Here is an 18,035-nt window from a genome sequence, read left to right on the forward strand (position 1 = left end):
GGTTGTGTTTGTCGCTCACACGTCGCGGCGACGCCGGTCAATGTCCTGCGAGGTGTTCTGGCCGCCGTCGGTCGAGGCCCGTGGCCCCGAGCGGGACGGCGACCCGCTGAGTCGGTTGATCGTCGGCCCCGGCTGAACACTCCCCGAGGAGGTCGCGCCTCGAGGAGAGTCACCGAAACGCGCCCGGATGTTCTCAACTTTCGCCTCGGCGAAGTCGACTGCGTCACTCCCGGCCTGTTTGGCCTGTTTCGTCCCGATTGAGACGCCGACGGCCGCCCACTGCTGCTTGAACAGCATGTACGGCGCGCCGACGAGGGTCAAGAGAAGGACGACGGCCGTCCCGATCAGACCGGCGATTACCGCCCCCCAGCCGTACGCTCCCCAGTTGATTTCAAAGAGCAAACGGAGTATCGCGACCTGGCCGAAGTTGAGCAGGACGAGCAGCGGGAGTGTGTTCACGCCGAACTCGCCTAACGCCTCGAACGTCGGAGAGGGGAGCGCGCGGAAGGCCCACGAGGCGGGCCACATCCCGACCGCGACGTGTGTGAGGACGAACTGAGCCAACTGAAAGACGATCCCGAGAAGGATGATCATGGCGTTGAACTTCAGCAGGATCAGGAACAGCGTCGCCCCGACGCCGAGCCGGGCCGCGTCCGTCGGAGAGTACAGGAACTCCGTTCCGGACGGTGCAAGCGCCACGTTCACGCCATTGAACGTATGCAAGAACGCCCCGATCAGCAGCGGGCCGGCTAAGACCATACCCATAGCCTTCAGCGCGAAGCGAGCGCGTGCTCGAGTCTCCCGACTGTCATTCTTGATCATGGCGAGCATGAGCGACGGGACAAAGACGGCGAAGGCCACCGAGGCCATGATCCCGTAGAAGCGCATGATGTCGGGCCACCAGCCATTCTCGGGAAGATACCACGACACGGGATCAGTCGGCTCTCCCGGCGCTGGCAGGGTGAACAGCAGGTAATTCAGTTCGCCGACGAGCGTCTCGATAATGTTCTGCGCGCCGGCGATCCCGTCCGCCACGAGTGCGTCGATCAGGCTTTTGACGCGCTCCTCGATGTTAAAGAGGCCATCGCCGCCGCTCGACGCGCTAATGTCACTGCCGTTCTCGACACCCTGCGAGTCGGCACGGTCGCCCATGGCCGTCGTGGTCTCAGCCGCCTGCTCCTCGGCGTCCTCGCCACTCGGAGCGCTATTGTCCCCGTTCCCCGAGTCGACCGCCGACTCTAGCCGCGTCGACGTCTCCGCGTCATTCTCGGCGGACTCGCCGCCGGCGACCGTGCCGCCGGCGGTCTGAGCGAACACCACGCCGGGGAGGATCGCCGAGGACAGCAGTAGAAGCACCACTACCGCGCCGATGCTGACAGTAAAACGTCGCATGAGAAGTTAGTCGAAAACCTCGGCGGGGACCGCGGCCAGCGCGATCATGCCGCCGAGCACGTTGATGTCTGGAATGAAGCAACTCGCGAGGTTGACGCCGAGGACCTCGAGGAACACGGTCACGAGCACGGGGATGAAGATCACACCGAAGGACGTCGCCCCACTTTTCACGCCCTGCCGTCCCTTCCGGTGGGTGTCGTCCTCTGTCGAGTTCATGTTGATAAGGCCAAACCCGGTCTGGATCGACCCAAACACGATCCCGCCGAGGACGATCATACTCATGATGAACATGTATCCGGTGTCGACGCCCGTCCCGCACAGCGTTCCGGTGTTGTCCGCGAGCTGGGCGGCGACCGGGTCGACGGCCAGGAGGAGAGACCCCAGCGCGGTTATCGCCGCTGCGAGTCGGTTCTGTTTGCGTCTCGAGGTCGCAACGACGTCGAAACAATCTCGTGTAGTTCGTTTCGTCTTTTCAAGTCTCGTTTTTATCATGGCAGTAGTTTTATGTCGGTTCTGTCCATTATGTAGGTATGGACAAACACGACATATTATCCATTCATACCGGCGTGGACATAAGAGTTATCCCCGACTCGGTTAATGAGGGATCATCCACGCATGCCACGACCAAATCACGATATACCCGGCCTGCTCCTGGGCGGGGTCCGCGACTACGCCGCAGAGAACGATATGTCAAGAGACGAAGCACACGCCGAACTCCTCCGAATCGGACTCAAAGAAGTAGGGATCCTCCCCGCACTCGAGTGCGACGACAAAGAAGAGGACGAAGAATAGCCACGACCAGCAGGGAGTCGGTATGAGTACCACATCGCCCTTCAAGGCGATCTGGAATCTGGTCGCGTACCTGGTTTGCGCGTGGGCGATCGTAATCGTCTCGCTGGGCTCCTACGCCGCCGTGCGCCCGTGGCTGATCGAGAATACGGTCAACCACTACGCGATCTACGCGATCTGGCTCCTAACGACCGTCGGCGTCCTCTACGTCGTGAGCACTTGGTACTGATCATGACCACCTCAAGACGGAACCTACTCCGGACCGTAGGGGCCGCCGGAGCAGCAACGATAACCGCGACGTCGGGCTGTCTCGATCTCTTACTCGGCGGGAGCTCAGGCGGCGGGATCGGCTCACTCAGCGAGGCGGCCGGGGACGTCCCGACGGCGATCAACCCGGAGGATTATACCCAGTACTTCGACGAGATCGTGAACGCCGTCGACGTCGGCGCGGACCCCAGCGGAGAGACGCCTATCGACGGCGTCCTCAACAGTTACGCCCGCCCGGGGACGATGCTCGTGTTTCCCGAAGGCGTCTATACGATCGCGTCGCCATTCCGACACACAGGTCGCGGAAACGTCGGGATCGTCGGCCAGAACGCGACGCTTCGACACGCAACTGTCGAGTCGATTACCGGGCACACAATCACCGGCGGCGGGTTCCGCGGGTCGAGTATCATGTTCGCGATCGGGCGCGTGTCCTCGCCGCACACGGGGACGCTCGTTCTCGGCGGATTCACCGTTGACGACCGTGAGGAGAACCACGGGATGCAACTGCTCCGGCTCTACTCGACCGGCCTCGCCGACATTCGAAACATTCGGTTCGTCGGCCAGCAGGACCTCGGCACTCGAGGCCCGTTCAGGGCGCTCACCCGCTCCAAGGATGCCCTCGCCGTGTTCGCAAACATCGACATGCGGTACGGTGGCCGCCACTTCGCACACACCATCAACGACCGCGGCGGTGGCCGACGCGCCTCGTCATGGTCGACGTCGGGGTTCACGATCGGGTCGGACATGAGCGGCACGATGCTCCTCGAGAACGTGATCTGTGGCGCGTTCCCCGATAACGGGTTGTACCTGAAGGGCGGCCTACCGGGGAACGATGCCGGGCGGAAGATCCTTCGGAATTGTGTCGCCGCGAACAGCAACGTCGCGAGCATCCGGGTCAACTCAGGCGACGACTGGGTCCCGCACCCGCTGATCGACGGGGACGACGGGACGCCCGCCGACGGCTACAAGCGGACCGTTGTTGAGAACTGCCAAGTGATCGTCGACCGAGCGCCCGATCCGGTCGTGTACAGCAACCAGCGTGGGATCCGACTCGACGACGGCGACCCGATACTCCGTGATACGAGCGTCGAGATCCACGAGGCGAACGGCCACGGGATCAACGTCCAAGCCGGTACGAACGGCGCGACCATCGAGCGCTGCCGCGTCGACCTCCACGAGCCGGAAATCGGGATCCGTGTTACGGGCGCGAACGCCGAACTCCTTGAGAACAGCGTCAATCTCCACGGCTTCACCGGCGGGACGGTCCTCTCGGGGATCGAGGCCGGCCGGGGCGTCGCCGTGAACCGAATCAGCCAGACATCATCATGAATCGAAGAACACTACTCGCCGGGATCAGCGGGGCCTCACTCGCCGGGACGGCCGGCTGCTACGGCCTTGCCCAGTTGATCACCGGCGATGACGAGAACAGCAACGAGAACAGAACCGAAAACACCCGCGATACTAAGGGCTCCGAGGAGGCCACTGATAGCCCGCTGGCCGACGAGGAAAACGCGGAGAGGAATGGAACCTCCGAGGGCAACACGGACGAGCAGGCGGACGAGGGCGGCGAGGAGAACACCGAGGACAAGGACGCCGGCGAGGGTGGCCCCTCGAGGCCAGAGGATCCGGTCGATACGGTGACTGTTATCGACCACGGCCTTGACATCAGCCCCGCCGAGGACCCGAAGGTCGACAAAGAGATCGTCTGTTATGCTACCTTCGAGATTGGCGAGTGGGACCTCCGAAAGTGCCGCGTCGACGCCGTCGCGCTCGCGGAGAATGGCGATCACCTCGATCAGGGATTTGTCCCATTCTTCGAGATGAACGCCGGCGAGACGTACGACGTCGAAATCCCCTTCTACATCGATCCCGACGAGATTCACGAGTATCTGATCGGCATGACTGAAGCGCAGTACGCCGAATAACCGCTACCGTTACGGAACCGCCGGCCTGTCCGGAACGAGGCGGTGCTCACTCACGTCCGCTCGCTGCGCGCCTGTCCTCGCCGCCTCCCTCGCTGCGCTCAGTCGGCGGCTGCGACCATCCTCCCGGCCGGCGGACGCTTGTCCCGCAACACACGAGATGACCTACCGGGAGGGACGAGTCCGGTACTAGGGCCACACTCTAGGCATCGTCCAGATCGTTTGTCGTGTGGCGAGAAACGAAGCCTTGTGCAACATCCGCTCTTCCCACATGGCCCTTGTTGCACAAGGTTGGGGATGTCATATAACGATTCACACATGGTTGATCTCAGGCTGAATTTTAGTGAACTAGCTGGTTGATAGCTACTGCGTAGTTACCGGAGGATGGTGATTACCTCCCGATTCTTGAGAGGGATGTGCGGACCACCGGTCACCACCAGACGCTGCGATGGGGTGCCCACGGCCGCGGGGCCGGCGACCTCTTCACTCGGCCACCGGGTACTCCACCAGCCGAGCCAGGTTTTCCAGGGACATGCCCCAACCCGTCGCAGCATCCTCCTCGGGAATGAGCTTGGGAATGCCCTCTTGCCGCACGGTCACCTCGGTCCCACCCTCGACCTCCTCAAAGGTGATGGTCACGGTCATCTCGCCCTGCATCTCGGGTGCATCAGTCTCGAACTTGTCTGACTGGACGATGCGCTCGTTGGGCACCAGCTCCACGTACTCACCACCGAAGCTGTGCTCGTCGCTCTTGTCGAGCGAGGTGAAGGTCCCGCGATACGTTCCGCCGACCTCCCCGTCGGCGTGATCGTACGTGGCGGTGTAGCCCGCCGGTGGCGAGAATTTCGCCAAGGCGTCGGCATCCAGGAACGCAGAGTAGATACGTTCAGTAGGCGCCTTGATAACGCGGCTAACTTCGATGCTTCCCGTCTCCATTTCGGTAGGTTGGTCGCTCATGACTGATCGTCTCCTTCGACTTCCTGCGCGATGGCATCCAGCGTGTCCTCCCAGAAGATCCGGTACTGGACGATCCAGGAGAAGGCTTCGGACAGGGGTTTGCCCTGGAGCGCGCACCGGCGCACCCGGCCTTCGTGAGTCTGCTGGAGCAACCCGGCGTCCTCCAGCACGCTCAGGTGTTGACTGATCGCCGATAGGCTGACGTCGTGGGGTTCGGCCAGTTCGCTCACGCTCTTTTCCCCCTCGGAAAGCTGCTCGATGATCGATCGCCTGATGGGGTGAGAGAGTGCAGCAAAGACCGAGTCCAGGTCAACGTCAGGATGCTTAAGCATCTTCTAAACTAATGCGTCCGAGATGCTTAAGCATTTGCTTAAATGAAGAATATCGGGCCATGACCCTGACCCCGACCCGGTGGTCCGGACTTGACGGACCCCACTTGCTGAACTACCTCTGGGAGGGCAACCGATCAGACCTCTCCGTCCATCTCTACGGTAAAAATGCCGCCCCCTCGAACAAGCACGACCATACTATCAATTTCATAGGATAGCTCTGCCAGTAGTCACACGGACTGTATCTAACGAGAAGTGAGGCTCGGCACCGCTGAATATGAACTGTTCTATGACACCCTGCAAAATTGGCAAAATGAAGGATTCCTGAGTTGGTCGACAGAGATTCTGATAGGTGTCCGAGATATAGCAAATCAGTAGATAGAAGTCGATCGTCATTACCTCCCCGATAACAATACAGTAGCACCTGCTACGTCTTCATGCAGCAGAAAGGAGGATGATACCATACAACGGGACATTACCCAAAACATCGTCATCCTAGTCGGACCCTGTGAGAGTCCTGCGCTTCATGATGCTACCCAGGGAGGATCCTCCCCTGACAGGATCCTTTCTGCGGAGTATCTCCTCCCGTGCAGTCTCCCGCTGACGGGAGGGTTCCGCTGAATGACTAGCTCTACTACGTGCACGTCCGTTGAGATCTCGCTCACCGATAGTTGCAACTGATTCGACAGAAGTTACTGCCAATCACATGCCTTGTGCAACATCGGCCTGTGTGAGAACGGGTGAGTGTTGCACAAGGCCGCCAGAATATTGAATCCGGCAGCTGGCTAGTGAGAATATCAGTTTGATGTTCCGCCATCTGTTGCCGGAATCGATTGGGTAAGCACGTCCATCTGTTGAGTGGCCTCCGTCTCAGTCTCCTCACGACGTTGCTGCTCGGCGTCTCCAATCGGGAAGAAAAGGTCCGCGTTACTCGGAGATGGCTCATACTCGAGTCGCTCGAGGATCAGCGGCGTGTACGTCTCCTTGAGGTAGTCCGAGAGGCTCCCCATGACGCTCTCGATTGCTACATGGATGTCACGCCGAGGGATCGGCTGAACGCCAACGGTAAGCGGGAGATCGTGGATTTGCCGGCACATCGCGACCGTCCGCTTTTCCTTCGTCGAAAGGGTGGAGTCAGTATCGGAGATCTCCGAGAGGAGTCCCTCCGCGTCATCGATAATCCGATCAAGTTTGTCCTCAAGTCGCTGCGGACGACCGCCATGGCGATACTCTCGAAGAGCGCGAGCGAGAGCGATACCAAGACGGTCGTCGGTGTGTTTTTTCACAAACGCTTTGAACGCCTCCTTGAGTTCGCGATCGACTCGAGCACCGACTTGCGTAAGATCAACGTCCTCCCCATCTCCAAGCGTCCCCTCTGAAATCGGTTTATTCTTTTCGTCGATGTTCTCAGGAGTACGGCCCGCCGCTCGAACGAGTCGATCGATCCGCTGTTCGACCTCATGATAGTCGTCGGCGTTGATCCATTCCTGTATAGCTGATTCGACCGCACGACCGACTTCTCCCTTAGTATCGCCGTTCTCAGCACGAACCCACGTAACGAACGCATCCCACTCAGCAGTCGGGACTTTCCAGTTGAGATGTGGGCGGTCGGAACTCACTACAACCACCCCACGAACTCGGTTGGCCAAACTGGACAACTTCGTGGATCCGTGGCAGTAGTAAGTTGTCCATAGTGGGAGTTGAAGAGAGAGGGAAGAGAGTGAATAGCCATTCGCTCACGAACATTTCTTCCAAGGAAGTCTTCTTCGTCTTGCGATTTTCCGTTCTTGCTGGAACCTTCTTCGGAGGGGGACCTACTCTCTCGAGAGTCGCAAGAAAAAATAAAACTGCTCTCAGTCATCGTTCGACCTCGATCAAGGATTGACAGCGCGGACACTCAACGAGTTCCTTGTAAGTTGTGTCAGTCGGCAGAATCGCACCACAAGATGGGCAACTCGTTGCTAAGCGCTCTTGATTACCGTCAGTCGACCGCTTGGTTTCTCGAACGAAACTACTCGCGTAGCTCGTGGTAGTATCGCTTGATTTGCTCAAATAGTGACCGTGATAGGCTCAAAAGAGCGGAGACGGAGCTCGACGCCGGCAGAAACGAGAATTTAAGTCCGTACCTGTCGAAACCACGGATAGCGGTGTCCGTACACAGATGCGGACCGCCGTAACTATCACGGAGATCGTGCCGGTGGTCGCGACTGCTCACAACAGTCGCCCCCTGTTGTAGCAGGGGTTCGCCGGTGCGGTTTATTGCCTTCATCTACTCGCGTAGCGCTGACTGTGGAATATCAACGGTTTCGTGTAGATGGATCGTCATTTCTTACACTCGCTCTTTATTCGTCGGTCTCCCGATCGGCGCACACTACGTCTCGGATCTCAGCGAGCAGATCAGGTTGATGCTCTTCGAGAAGCCTGATATCAGTCGTCAGCTCCTCTTGGATTCGCCGACGTGCGCGAGATGTTGCCTGATACTTCCTGTCAGCGCCGTGTTCACCGGCTAGTTGTTCGCGTTCACGTTCGGTGAGCATCGCCCTGCTTCGTGCCATGCTCATCCCTTTGATCGCAGCCATTACAGTATTTACTAACATTCCTCTCTGCATAAAGGTTGCCCCCTGTTCTAATGTTAGAATATAGGGCAACTTTTATGTGGTTAGGGTATATACTAACATACAGAGACAGACCCCCTCCTCGGGGCGTGGTTCGACGGTAGAGAGCGCCCGCCTGCTAGTACAGGCGAGCGGGGTTGTCTCGGGTCAGAGAACAAACCCATGAGCACGAAACAAGCGAACACGAAAGAAGCTATCGACAAGCGAACGATCCGCGCGTGCGAGGGCTGCATGATCATCGTTCCGGATGGAGACGGCACGGCGATGTTCGACGTCTACTCGGCGACCAACGGCGAGAACACCATCTACACTGTCGACCTCCGCGCGGAAGTCTGCACCTGTGCCGATTTCCGCCACCGCGAGCCGAAGGGTGGGTGCAAGCACATCCGGCGCGTCAAGCTCGCGCTCGGTCTCATGCCGGTTCCCGCAGGCATCGATCTCGACGAAGCACTCGTCCACGACCGCGAGAAGTACGGCGTCGAACCCGAACCCTCGACAACGGCGGTCGCGACGGACGGTGGTGTTGCGACCGAGACCGCCACACAGGACGATGCCAACGAGGAGGCTCGAATCACCGGCCCACACCTCGAGCCGCCGGAGCAGGGTGGTGCGACGTACTACCGGTGCGAGGACTGTGGTCGCGAGTCGCTCCGTCATAGGGACGTAGAGCGCTCGGAGTTCCATGCCGACGGGTGCGCGCTCCGATGAGTTCTGATGACAGCGACTGATAGGAATCAGTGAAAGAATCTACATATTAGTTCTCTTCACTCGCCGGCAACTGTCAGAAACGTCATGCGTGATACACAGTGCGTATCGGTTATCCACTGTTTGGCGAGGAATCAGGTAGGAATATAAGGACACTATTACTCATCACCAACAAACTCCGCTTTTGCGTCTCTTATGAGCTCAGCTAAGATCTTGAGATAGTATTTTAGGTCGTCTTCAGCGTCAGATGGGTTATTGTAGCTGTACTCTTCATTTTCCAAATTTGAAAAGTAAAGTCCAGACTCTATATCTGCATTTTCGAACTCCATGTAGAACTTCACCTCATCACCATCACCCGTTTCAACGCTGAACCCAGATCCACCCCACTCATCACCGACGAAGATTGAGTCGGCCCAGGGCGGGACTTCTCTTTGCAATTCGGCTGGATTACCTGAAAATGATGCGTAATTGGATACTCCGGTCTCTCCCTCTTTCTCCATGTCATTACGGAGATTTTTCATGTGGCGGCAAACCGGGTCCTCTTTGAGGACTTGAACGCGATCTTCGTACCATTCCTTGAATTCAGTATCCTCCGATGTTGCCTTTTGTAGCGCAAAAGTGAGGTTTCTGCCGAACGATACTGCATTGTAGATGCCAATGTACTTCTCCTCGCCTGTTCCACTCTCAAATTGCTTTAATCCGAGATATGCACCCTTGAGCATGCGTTCGGCGCGTCGGATCGCTTCCTTTGACTCCAGACCCATACCAATTGTATCTGATCGTACTCCAAAAACTTCTTGTTCAAACTGCACACGTGCCTAACGAATTTTTCATCACTGATGGGTTGAAAGGAAAGATTGCCCTTGCTGTATACATTCTCTAAATCCGTCACGCCGATTTTAGTCGGTCAAGAATCTGTGACAATAGAGAGACGAACACGTTGCGAATCACTCTCAGACTGAACTAGGATTGTGGGACTGACTATCGCTCACCCAGGCTTCCGACTGAATGTTCAAGGACGTAGATTAGCCTCTGTGTTATAATGGAGTCAAAATCCAAGCCCCTACCACTACGTTCAGCAGTCATGGTGTGTAAACACATACCATTATCGAAAGGTTCTTAAAGACAAGAAGGACTACTATATAACAGTCACTATGTACCTCGATGAAATCGTACTTCTATCTATTGGGAAGAAGAGGGAAATAGTGACTTCACTTTATGACGGATCTCGAAGATTTGGCAGCCGTAGCGACCATACTCAGCTTCCTTCAAACTGCACCAACTGCGACCGCTGTGACGGTCTCAGTTTCTGTCACAGTTTCGGGGCCGGTATGGTTTCTACTCGCTTGCGTGCTGCTGATACTCTACATCCAACTGTAGAGTTGGCGAAGAGGCATAGACACCCCCATCAAGGGGCGAGATGACCCCACGTGTGGGTTGGATAGATGCCATATCAGTAACATATAACGGTCTTCACCAATATAATAGTTCTGATCAAGTAGACGAGAGATACCTAACGTCTCAAGGAATTGGGTCGACGCCATTACTCGGTCTCTGATTCAGTGTAGTTATTTGACATCTTATTTGTATCGTATCTAAGAGAGTTGTAGTAGTCGGTTTGTCGAGATCCTTCACCCACATCATCGCGAAGGTCGGTGCCTCTGGGTCGGTACCGTTGCGACTCGCATCGTGGGTGAGCTCGAGCGACTGACTGAGCTTGATGACGAGTTCGATCATGCTATCGATCTGCTTAATGACCTTGAACTCTAACGTCATGCTGCCGTCGCTAACCGCTTCTCAATTCTCGTCCATAGAAAGGTATCTCACCCAGTAACGGCAATACAGATCTGCTATTAGTCGAGAAGAAAGGAGAAGGCCTGTTCAGGCGCGCGGAGCGATAAACTCTGCCGGATCGCGCCGAAGGTCGACCGCCATGTGACATGCCGAGAGCGACAGCTCCTGAGGGACATCCCGGTACTCTGGGAGTCCATCTTCGCTTTTACCAATACCGACGCCGTACTCCGCAAGCGCTCTATCTAACTCCTCAGAAGCGATGAGTTCTCCATCATCACCATAGACGACGGCTCGGGCAGCAGCGACACGTTCCTCGAGGCTCGGAGACGCACGCTCGCTGTCAGCGTCACTTAGGTACCGGTCGGATGCCATTCTTTGAACCTCTTGAGATACCGTTCGGCATGCTCCGCTAAGTGTTCTTCGGCGGTCGTGAATCCGACGGCTGGGGGGATCGGGCCAGTCACACTCACTGTATCGACCTTCTCACCGCCACGATAGACGTCCAAATGGAGGCCCTCATCAGCGACATTGTGAGCCATTTCGGTAGCGCCAGCAGTGTCATGATCGAACCGAACAACCTCGGTCCAGTCCTCTCCAAGACGGTATTCGAGCTGTACGACGAACCGAGTAATCTCACCAGTAGTGTAGCTATATCCGATCCGAACACGAGCGTCCGCCTAGATGGGCTTCGTGTACTCTCGATCGTAGTTTCGCGGGGCATCGGCGGACATTCACTATTCACACCTGGGAACACCCCCTTATAGTGATTACCAGACGTCGATAGACGCCTAAGATCCCTTGTGCAAAGGAGAAGGTGTTGCACAAGGCACGAGAGCAGAAGCGTCCGACTGATCACACCGTGGTGTGATATACTCGCGCCGCCAGAACAGCCAGAATCGTTTTCGCCTACTACACTATTACTAAATAAACTAGGTTTGTTCATGGTTGTTACTAGACCGACCTTGCTCACGTGGCTCGCTCTCGCGAACTATTCTCGTCGGCGAACGACTAGACCGTTCCGATCACTCTCTCGCCAGGGGTATCGTCGTTCTCCCGATCACAACGACTGTGATATCGATCCGCCGCTTCCGGATCGATGACAACGAACTTCTTCCCTCGCCGTTTCTTTAGCTTGATGTCCTCTTTCCCGAGGTCGTTGAGAAAGTCCATAACACGCGCCACGGTTTGCGTATGTGGCTTTGTTCCTTCGGCGGCGGCGATCACCTTCGTAATCGTTTGACTATCCACGAAGAGGCCAGCGGGAACCTTCTCGGCGTAGTCCCGCACGTCCTTCGCGATGAATCGCGCGCGCTCCTGGTTGGCTGTGAGCTCGCGATCGACAATATGCTCGGGGAGTCCACAAATTCGCTCTCTGGATGAGAATGAGCCTCTATACTCTCGTGCAGAGTGGTGTGTCCGTGTCTTATAACAAAGGTCTCCTATGAAGCTCATGCACCGTAGGTGCAGCTTCTATTTCCCTCTTAGTGTAGCTTCAACCGTAAACTAGTCAACTTACCGTAAATTGTACCCATTAGCTGTTCATGCCTCCAGAGGGTTACACAACAATCACAGTCAGTGACATCTTGGCCACAAAGCTCACTCGGATCATGACATGACGCGTCATGATTGCTCCAGCTACGCTGAAGCAATCAAGTACGCCGCCGTTACAACACTTGTCAAGATGATAAAATCACCATACGTGAGCTTGTTCAGCTCCTCGCTGAACGAGTAGACGAGGTAGACGAAACCGTTTTACAGTAAAACATACGGTAAGCTCTCGAGTCGAGGGTTGAAGCTACACTGGTATTCTCATTGAGGATGACTACTTGGAAGGCCATACCATCGTTTCCGGAGGTTCCGGAGGGGACACCGTCATTTCCGGAGGTTCCATAGGCAGGGTGCGGTTTCCGGAGGTGGGTAGAGATCAGTCGGAGAACCGCAGTACAACACTTGATTTAGTGGAGGGACCACACACACACTCCACTGTTTCCGCAGGTGGGAACAGAAGGACTGGGAAGTCCCGTCTCACAACCCTAACTTCTACTAGAACGCTTTATTGACTGCAATACGGCTGTGGTTTTTCTTGCAATGCAATAAACCTTTCTCCTACTAAATAGGGATCTAGGTTTCCACGGTCACTCTCAACGCTAACCCGCGGAAATGATGGAGGGTGTGTGTCGAATCTACTAGAATCTCTCCTCTGTCTTGCGATTTCCACGTGCTTTGCAGAACACCTGCGGAAACGATGGTCCCCCGTATGGAACCTGCGGAAATAGTGGTGTGTCCTACGGAACCTCCGGAAGCGGTGGTGTGCTGAGTCGGGTTCTATCCTACTATCGAAATTGTCGTATAGAACGTGAAGAGTCGATCTTAGTCCTCAACCAAGTGCTGAACGCCCTGGTGGACTCCAATTGTATCGATAGTATCGCCGAGAGCTGTGAGTACTTCGGTGGTAGAATGGTTCAGCGAGTGAGATTTGTACTGACCTCCCGAGGAATCGTGATTCACCCGGGATTCGATGATGTTTAACTCATCCAGCCGTCCGTAGTAGTCCCGTGCTCGACGTTCCGAGACAGGATCGTGTCCGACCATCTTCGCAAAATCACTATAGAGATCATAGAGAATTGCTGATGTAACTTCCTCATCCTCACGTTCTTCGAGAACTGCGAGGGCATACACGACTATCTTGATGTTTTCCGGGAGATCAGCCAACACTGACATCGACCGTTCTATCTCATATTCGTCCATGGCTTCCTCAACGAGGTCGTCCGTGACGTGGTCTTCCCCCCGCTCGCGAGCGTAGTCGCCAGCGATTCGAATCAAGTCGAGAACCATCCGTGCATCTCCACTGTTCTTCGACCCAAGAGCGGCCGCATAAGTGATTGCTGCGTTGGTTACCACATCCTCGTAGAAGGCGGTATCAACACGCTGGCGGAGGACTTCCTCAAGCTGACTGGCATCGTACGGTGGGAATTCGATGACGCGCTCGCGAAGAGATGAGCGGACATCTGATGATAGATTTTCACCGAAGGCAGTATCGGTGCTAATTCCGATAAGACCGAGTTTCGTCTCGGTGAGATCACCATAACTCGCTGCGCGCGTGGCCTTGTAAAGGAACGTGTCGATGTTCGCTACGTGATCGATCTCGTCGAGGACAACGAGAGCAGTCCCCCCGATCTTGTCTAGCTGGTCAAAGAAAACGGAATAGACTTTACTCTCAGGGTGGCCCGTTGAGGGGAGATAGTCCTCCGAATTCGGGATCAATTGATTCGCGAGTTCTATCGTCAACTGATACGACGTATTCACACCTTCACAGTTGATTGGAAGGACTGCAAGCTCAGTCTGGAGCTTCTCCGACGCTTCAAGCTGGTTGAGCACCCAATGTGTAACAGCGGTCTTCCCGACGCCGTTCTGCCCGTAGAGAAAGATATTATCTGGACTTTCCCCCTTGTAGACGGGCAGGAGGGCATTCATATACTCCTCTTTCTTTTCGTCGCGTCCGACAATTTCCGAGGGAATGTATTCATCGGCGAGAGCATCTCGCTTGTCGAAAATCGCGCTCTCCGATAAATCATCAAAGGCTGATGTCATAGTAAGGTTTGGCGTTGGTTCCCTCAACCAGAGAATATCACAAAAAACCTTCGACCGATGTTTCCGCAGGTTCCGCAGGTGGGGGGTTAGTTTCCGTAGGCTACCCAGAGATCCACAGCACCAACGGTTCCGGAGGTTCCGCACCCCACACCATATTTCCGCAGGTTCCGGCCATCCATCCCACTAGTGCTCACTCTGGACTGACGACATCATCACACGCTGGACACTCAGCCCAGATCCCGTGGTTCCGTCGTCTTTCTCGTACTCAATGAGAACCCACGCCGAGGAAATTCGCTCACTACAGTTAGGACACCTCCCGACCGTCGACTCGCCCGTAGTCATGGAAAGGGGGAAGGAACGTGTGACAGTTGCCCCTCCAATAGCGTATGTGCCGCCTCCGAAAGTGAGTCTCTGGCGAGTTAGCGACTCAGAGACGGTTGTTTTGGCTGAATCCAGCTATCTTGAGATGCCGTGTGTCTGACGTAATTATTTGAAGTCACAGAACGCACAGAACGGATGGAAGCCATGACTCGACGAATCGGAGTCACGAATCAAAAAGGAGGCGTAAGCAAAACTACGAACACGATCAACGTCGCTGGTGCCCTCGCTGCCAAGGGTGTGGACGTTCTCGCTGTCGACATGGATCCCCAGGGATACCTCACACATCGCCTTGGATTCGAAGACGAGTATACCTCGGAACCACCCTCGCTGTACGATGCGCTTCAGTCGCCTGCCGACCACGACGTCGACGAACTCGTTGTCACTCACGACGAGTTCGATCTACTCCCGGCCAACATCGATATGTTCCACCTCGAGCAGGATCTCATCGCGAGTGGGATGCGTCCTCGACTACGGCTGAAGAGGGTCTTGGAGAACGCGACCGCGTGGGACGTCATCCTTATCGATGCGCCGCCGTCGCTGGGCCCGCTGAACGACAACGTTGTACTCGCTACCGAGGAACTGCTCGTGCCGGTCGAAGCCGACGAGAGTTCCCAGCTCGCGTTGAACCATCTGCTGCGCCAGCTGGACACGCTCGAGGATAACTACGACACACACATCGATGTCCTCGGACTCATTGTCTCGAACGTGGCCTATCCCCTGGATAATGAACAGCGGGCGGCCATTGACTGGTTCAACGAACGCTTCGAAGGACGCGTAGGTGTGTGGACTGTTCGAAGCCGGGCAGCAATCAAGCGAGCAGTGAAAAATCAGGGTTCGGTATTCGCAGAAGGCGCCGAAGAGACTGATATGACCGACGTGTACGCACAGATTGCTACGGAGGTGAATCAATGAGTGACGAAATTGACGACCGCCTGAGCCGCCGGTTTGACAACGACCAGAACGACGAGAACGAGACCACTTCTGAGGAGTCACAGAACGACATGAATTCTGTTCAGTCAGGGGGAGAGGGGAAGCCACAGACTTCACAGAAAGCACAGAACATCAAGAAGGAATGGAACGTACGGAGCTTCTACCTCGATGACGACCTCGATAGTGACCTCACGACCGCGTTCAAACGCCTGGACCTCTCACTATCAGAGGCTGACGCTGATATGGATCTCAAGAAGACACGCCACTTCTACCCGCTCATCGTCGAACTCGGCCTAGAACGCTTGGAACGGATGGAAGTCACAGAAGTCACAGAACAGTTGGAAAGCAAGGATTCTGTATAGCCCGACGGAGGTTATCGGACACTAAGTATGACGAGAAAGGTTTAGTAGTACTGACTCCAACTGTAATACAGCAATGTCCAGTAGTACTGATGGCGGGGAAATCATTCGCGTGTCCAAGAAGGGACAGGCGACGATTCCGAAGGAGCTCCGTGAACGCTTTGGCATCGAAACGCCTGGGAAGGTACTCATCCACGAGGAGGACGGAAAGATCGTGGTTGAACCCCTCCCCTCAGTCGAAGAGATGCAGGGTGTCCACGCTGGCCGTTACGAGAAGGGCGACGTCCTCGAGCACCTGCGGGGGATGAAAGAAGAGGACAAACAGCTCGAGCGCGATGAGCGGCTCGAACGGCACCAATGACGGACTACGTCTTTGACACAGAACCACTCATCGCGTATTTTTACGACGAACCTGGCGCTCCGGATGTGACCGAGCGGCTGCAGGCGATCGAAAGCGAAGAGGCGAGTGGAGCGATCTCCCACGCCACCGCGACTGAGGTGGTCTATAAAGTCGCTCGTCTCGAAACAGGTGACCCGAACCAAACCCCGCCTGGCGAAGACGAGTTTGACGTCGGCGAGCAGGATCTGCGCATCCTCCGGGGCTTTGGAGTGACGATAGAGAATCCGACATGGAGTACGGTCGCCCGCATCAAAGGTGCGGGTGGTATCTCGCTCGGCGATTCATACGCTGCTGCGCTGGCAATCGAGGAGGAGGCTACCCTCGTCGTTGGAGCGGACCCCGAGTTCGGTGACCTGTCGGAGGATAGCGACTTGCAACAAATCCGCGAAGAACCGGCCTGATTCCGTTCTGAGCACCCGTTTCTACCGCCCCAACCCTACCCTCGCGTCCCGGAAACCGACTCCCTCGCCAGCCTATCCTTCGTTTCACTGATTTTCGCTACGAGTGGTCAGTGAACCACTCAGGTGCGCCGTAGGCCTCAGCCCAGCAGCGACGATGGCACGGGTCGCCAGCGCCGTTCGGAATCGCTCGCTCAAAATCGACCATCTCGCCACAGAGGTCACACTCTGCGCGGTGCCCCATCTGTCGGGTTTCGACGTCGAGGCCCTTCGTCTCGATGTAGAGTTCGTGGAGCGCGCGAGGGATCAGCCGAACGAGGACTTTCTCACGGTCGTCCTCATCTCGCTGCTCCGGCGTGTACGTGAGCACCCAGTCTTGCCCCTCCTCCCCGTCGCCGCCCGGTCCGAGCGAGATCGTCTGTGCGAGTTCGTCCGGAACGTAGTGCCACTCGTTGTCCGCAAACCGCGGGAAGTGCCCCTTCGGACGGGGATCGTCGGGATCGACGTCGTCTTCAGTCATGCAAGACCGGCCTCCTCGAAGGCATCGTTGACGACCTCGGCCGTCGGTGCGTTGAGGTACGGTTCGATGGCCTGGAAGCTATCCCAGCCGCCGACGGCCATCACAACCCGGGGATTCATCTGCCGGTCGACGAGGAGTCGCTGGGCGAAGCGTCGGCGGAGGTCATGGGAACTGACGTACTGATAATCGTCGTCGCCAGTTTCGGCGGCCGCACGCTCGGCGGTGCGCTTCACGACGTCACGGACGCCGCGCTCGGTGAGATCAATCAATAAATCGTCTGGCGATATATCTTCGGCAGTCTGGTAGCGGTGAACGTCGCCCTCGACGTCAGCTGGGAGGTAGGCATCACGGGGCTTCCCGCCGTTCCCGGTCGTGTCCTTTCCCTCTGGAACCCGGAGTCGGTAGTGATCGCCGTCCGGCGTGCGCTTCACGTGTTCCGGGCGGATTTGCGGAATTTCGAAGGCTCGGAGGCCGACGTAGCCACCGAGCTGGATGATGAGATCGTCGCGATGGTTCGCAGCGGCCCGTCGCAACTCCTCGAGTTCGGCGTCGGTCATCCAGACCTTGTATTCGTCCTGTTTTGCGGTCGCTTCCAGTCGCATAGGAGCTTCTAAAACAAGCTTACACTAAATATCTATCGTGCATCAAAAACGTGGGATGTCATCCCGCGATTAGGCTGTCTCAGA

General features: G+C 56.4%; 22 protein-coding genes and 1 pseudogene. 9 read left to right on the forward strand and 14 right to left on the reverse strand.

The window, feature by feature from the left end:
- Positions 1 to 15: 15 nt before the first annotated feature.
- Positions 16 to 1,392: a TrbL/VirB6 family protein gene (locus tag QRT08_RS18205; protein ID WP_286047407.1), complete on the reverse strand. Its 1,377-nt coding sequence runs from the start codon at positions 1,390 to 1,392 to the stop codon at positions 16 to 18.
- 6 nt (positions 1,393 to 1,398) lie between these two features.
- Positions 1,399 to 1,668, reverse strand: a complete 270-nt coding sequence (locus QRT08_RS18210) for a hypothetical protein (protein WP_286047409.1) — start codon at positions 1,666 to 1,668, stop codon at positions 1,399 to 1,401.
- A gap of 339 nt (positions 1,669 to 2,007) precedes the next feature.
- On the opposite strand from QRT08_RS18210, the gene QRT08_RS18215 reads away from it, so the two are divergent.
- From QRT08_RS18215 to QRT08_RS18230, 4 genes are all read left to right on the forward strand, one after another.
- Positions 2,008 to 2,184, forward strand: coding sequence for a hypothetical protein (locus tag QRT08_RS18215; protein WP_286047410.1), 177 nt, complete (start codon positions 2,008 to 2,010; stop codon positions 2,182 to 2,184).
- A 22-nt stretch (positions 2,185 to 2,206) separates the two neighbouring features.
- A complete protein-coding gene (locus tag QRT08_RS18220) occupies positions 2,207 to 2,410 on the forward strand; it encodes a hypothetical protein (RefSeq protein WP_286047411.1) in 204 nt (67 codons plus the stop codon).
- Between the two features lie 2 nt (positions 2,411 to 2,412).
- Positions 2,413 to 3,777 (forward strand): hypothetical protein, encoded by a 1,365-nt coding sequence (locus QRT08_RS18225; protein ID WP_286047412.1) that lies wholly within the window; start codon positions 2,413 to 2,415, stop codon positions 3,775 to 3,777.
- 74 nt (positions 3,778 to 3,851) lie between these two features.
- Positions 3,852 to 4,373 carry a hypothetical protein gene (locus QRT08_RS18230; protein WP_286047413.1) on the forward strand — a complete coding sequence of 174 codons (522 nt, stop codon included), beginning with the start codon at positions 3,852 to 3,854 and terminating at the stop codon, positions 4,371 to 4,373.
- A 480-nt stretch (positions 4,374 to 4,853) separates the two neighbouring features.
- On the opposite strand, the gene QRT08_RS18235 is transcribed toward QRT08_RS18230, so the two are convergent.
- The 4 genes from QRT08_RS18235 to QRT08_RS18250 form a co-directional block, all read right to left on the reverse strand.
- Positions 4,854 to 5,327, reverse strand: a complete 474-nt coding sequence (locus QRT08_RS18235; protein WP_286047414.1) for an SRPBCC domain-containing protein — start codon at positions 5,325 to 5,327, stop codon at positions 4,854 to 4,856.
- On the reverse strand, positions 5,324 to 5,659 hold the full coding sequence (locus QRT08_RS18240) for an ArsR/SmtB family transcription factor (RefSeq protein WP_286047415.1): 336 nt from the start codon (positions 5,657 to 5,659) through the stop codon (positions 5,324 to 5,326). Before QRT08_RS18240 ends, QRT08_RS18235 begins: the two co-directional genes overlap by 4 nt.
- 794 nt (positions 5,660 to 6,453) lie before the next feature.
- A complete protein-coding gene (locus QRT08_RS18245; RefSeq protein ID WP_286047416.1) occupies positions 6,454 to 7,275 on the reverse strand; it encodes a hypothetical protein in 822 nt (273 codons plus the stop codon).
- 723 nt (positions 7,276 to 7,998) lie between these two features.
- Entirely contained in the window at positions 7,999 to 8,211 is a 213-nt protein-coding gene (locus QRT08_RS18250; protein WP_369684864.1) for a hypothetical protein, read from the reverse strand.
- Positions 8,212 to 8,502: 291 nt separating this feature from the next.
- Between QRT08_RS18250 and QRT08_RS18255 the strand changes: the two genes are divergently transcribed.
- Positions 8,503 to 8,979, forward strand: a complete 477-nt coding sequence (locus QRT08_RS18255) for a DUF8118 domain-containing protein (RefSeq protein WP_286047418.1) — start codon at positions 8,503 to 8,505, stop codon at positions 8,977 to 8,979.
- 155 nt (positions 8,980 to 9,134) lie between these two features.
- Here QRT08_RS18255 and QRT08_RS18260 read toward each other — a convergent pair whose 3' ends face one another.
- From QRT08_RS18260 to QRT08_RS19065, 6 genes and pseudogenes are all read right to left on the reverse strand, one after another.
- The gene (locus tag QRT08_RS18260; RefSeq protein ID WP_286047419.1) at positions 9,135 to 9,740 is read right to left on the reverse strand and encodes a hypothetical protein; all 606 of its coding nucleotides are present in this window, start codon (positions 9,738 to 9,740) and stop codon (positions 9,135 to 9,137) included.
- Positions 9,741 to 10,857: 1,117 nt separating this feature from the next.
- Complete coding sequence (locus QRT08_RS18265) at positions 10,858 to 11,142, reverse strand: hypothetical protein (protein ID WP_286047420.1); 285 nt, start codon at positions 11,140 to 11,142, stop codon at positions 10,858 to 10,860.
- Entirely contained in the window at positions 11,121 to 11,429 is a 309-nt protein-coding gene (locus QRT08_RS19060) for a DUF7718 family protein (RefSeq protein ID WP_483299978.1), read from the reverse strand. Before QRT08_RS19060 ends, QRT08_RS18265 begins: the two co-directional genes overlap by 22 nt.
- A gap of 349 nt (positions 11,430 to 11,778) precedes the next feature.
- Positions 11,779 to 12,057, reverse strand: coding sequence for a hypothetical protein (locus tag QRT08_RS18270; protein WP_286047421.1), 279 nt, complete (start codon positions 12,055 to 12,057; stop codon positions 11,779 to 11,781).
- Between the two features lie 1,083 nt (positions 12,058 to 13,140).
- Positions 13,141 to 14,361, reverse strand: a complete 1,221-nt coding sequence (locus QRT08_RS18275; protein WP_286047422.1) for a Cdc6/Cdc18 family protein — start codon at positions 14,359 to 14,361, stop codon at positions 13,141 to 13,143.
- A gap of 190 nt (positions 14,362 to 14,551) precedes the next feature.
- A pseudogene (locus QRT08_RS19065) lies at positions 14,552 to 14,703 on the reverse strand (DUF7837 family putative zinc-binding protein).
- 183 nt (positions 14,704 to 14,886) lie between these two features.
- Here QRT08_RS19065 and QRT08_RS18280 point away from each other — a divergent pair.
- The 4 genes from QRT08_RS18280 (at position 14,887) to QRT08_RS18295 (ending at position 16,832) form a co-directional block, all read left to right on the forward strand.
- The gene (locus QRT08_RS18280) at positions 14,887 to 15,654 is read left to right on the forward strand and encodes a ParA family protein (RefSeq protein ID WP_286047423.1); all 768 of its coding nucleotides are present in this window, start codon (positions 14,887 to 14,889) and stop codon (positions 15,652 to 15,654) included.
- Complete coding sequence (locus QRT08_RS18285; protein ID WP_286047424.1) at positions 15,651 to 16,034, forward strand: DUF8160 family protein; 384 nt, start codon at positions 15,651 to 15,653, stop codon at positions 16,032 to 16,034. Before QRT08_RS18280 ends, QRT08_RS18285 begins: the two co-directional genes overlap by 4 nt.
- Before the next feature lie 73 nt (positions 16,035 to 16,107).
- Positions 16,108 to 16,392: an AbrB/MazE/SpoVT family DNA-binding domain-containing protein gene (locus QRT08_RS18290; protein ID WP_286047425.1), complete on the forward strand. Its 285-nt coding sequence runs from the start codon at positions 16,108 to 16,110 to the stop codon at positions 16,390 to 16,392.
- Positions 16,389 to 16,832: a PIN domain-containing protein gene (locus tag QRT08_RS18295; protein ID WP_286047426.1), complete on the forward strand. Its 444-nt coding sequence runs from the start codon at positions 16,389 to 16,391 to the stop codon at positions 16,830 to 16,832. The genes QRT08_RS18290 and QRT08_RS18295 overlap by 4 nt, the downstream gene beginning before the upstream one ends.
- Before the next feature lie 97 nt (positions 16,833 to 16,929).
- On the opposite strand, the gene QRT08_RS18300 is transcribed toward QRT08_RS18295, so the two are convergent.
- Positions 16,930 to 17,349, reverse strand: coding sequence for a DUF8161 domain-containing protein (locus tag QRT08_RS18300; protein WP_286047427.1), 420 nt, complete (start codon positions 17,347 to 17,349; stop codon positions 16,930 to 16,932).
- Complete coding sequence (locus QRT08_RS18305; RefSeq protein WP_286047428.1) at positions 17,346 to 17,951, reverse strand: site-specific integrase; 606 nt, start codon at positions 17,949 to 17,951, stop codon at positions 17,346 to 17,348. Before QRT08_RS18305 ends, QRT08_RS18300 begins: the two co-directional genes overlap by 4 nt.
- Positions 17,952 to 18,035: the final 84 nt, after the last annotated feature.

It is taken from the genome of Halalkalicoccus sp. NIPERK01 (genome assembly GCF_030287405.1).
In the GTDB taxonomy this organism is placed as follows: Archaea; Halobacteriota; Halobacteria; order Halobacteriales; family Halalkalicoccaceae; genus Halalkalicoccus.

Coding starts and splice junctions, on each gene's coding strand:
- QRT08_RS18215 (WP_286047410.1), top strand. CDS start 2,008: ATGCCACGACCAAATCACGATATACCCGGCCTGCTCCTGGGCGGGGTC.
- QRT08_RS18275 (WP_286047422.1), bottom strand. CDS start 14,361: ATGACATCAGCCTTTGATGATTTATCGGAGAGCGCGATTTTCGACAAG.
- QRT08_RS18285 (WP_286047424.1), top strand. CDS start 15,651: ATGAGTGACGAAATTGACGACCGCCTGAGCCGCCGGTTTGACAACGAC.
- QRT08_RS18300 (WP_286047427.1), bottom strand. CDS start 17,349: ATGACTGAAGACGACGTCGATCCCGACGATCCCCGTCCGAAGGGGCAC.
- QRT08_RS18210 (WP_286047409.1), bottom strand. CDS start 1,668: ATGATCGTCCTCGGCGGGATCGTGTTTGGGTCGATCCAGACCGGGTTT.
- QRT08_RS18290 (WP_286047425.1), top strand. CDS start 16,108: ATGTCCAGTAGTACTGATGGCGGGGAAATCATTCGCGTGTCCAAGAAG.
- QRT08_RS18255 (WP_286047418.1), top strand. CDS start 8,503: ATGATCATCGTTCCGGATGGAGACGGCACGGCGATGTTCGACGTCTAC.
- QRT08_RS18250 (WP_369684864.1), bottom strand. CDS start 8,211: ATGGCACGAAGCAGGGCGATGCTCACCGAACGTGAACGCGAACAACTA.
- QRT08_RS18265 (WP_286047420.1), bottom strand. CDS start 11,142: ATGGCATCCGACCGGTACCTAAGTGACGCTGACAGCGAGCGTGCGTCT.
- QRT08_RS18225 (WP_286047412.1), top strand. CDS start 2,413: ATGACCACCTCAAGACGGAACCTACTCCGGACCGTAGGGGCCGCCGGA.
- QRT08_RS18305 (WP_286047428.1), bottom strand. CDS start 17,951: ATGCGACTGGAAGCGACCGCAAAACAGGACGAATACAAGGTCTGGATG.
- QRT08_RS18220 (WP_286047411.1), top strand. CDS start 2,207: ATGAGTACCACATCGCCCTTCAAGGCGATCTGGAATCTGGTCGCGTAC.
- QRT08_RS18205 (WP_286047407.1), bottom strand. CDS start 1,392: ATGCGACGTTTTACTGTCAGCATCGGCGCGGTAGTGGTGCTTCTACTG.
- QRT08_RS18260 (WP_286047419.1), bottom strand. CDS start 9,740: ATGGGTCTGGAGTCAAAGGAAGCGATCCGACGCGCCGAACGCATGCTC.
- QRT08_RS18235 (WP_286047414.1), bottom strand. CDS start 5,327: ATGAGCGACCAACCTACCGAAATGGAGACGGGAAGCATCGAAGTTAGC.
- QRT08_RS18295 (WP_286047426.1), top strand. CDS start 16,389: ATGACGGACTACGTCTTTGACACAGAACCACTCATCGCGTATTTTTAC.
- QRT08_RS18280 (WP_286047423.1), top strand. CDS start 14,887: ATGACTCGACGAATCGGAGTCACGAATCAAAAAGGAGGCGTAAGCAAA.
- QRT08_RS18240 (WP_286047415.1), bottom strand. CDS start 5,659: ATGCTTAAGCATCCTGACGTTGACCTGGACTCGGTCTTTGCTGCACTC.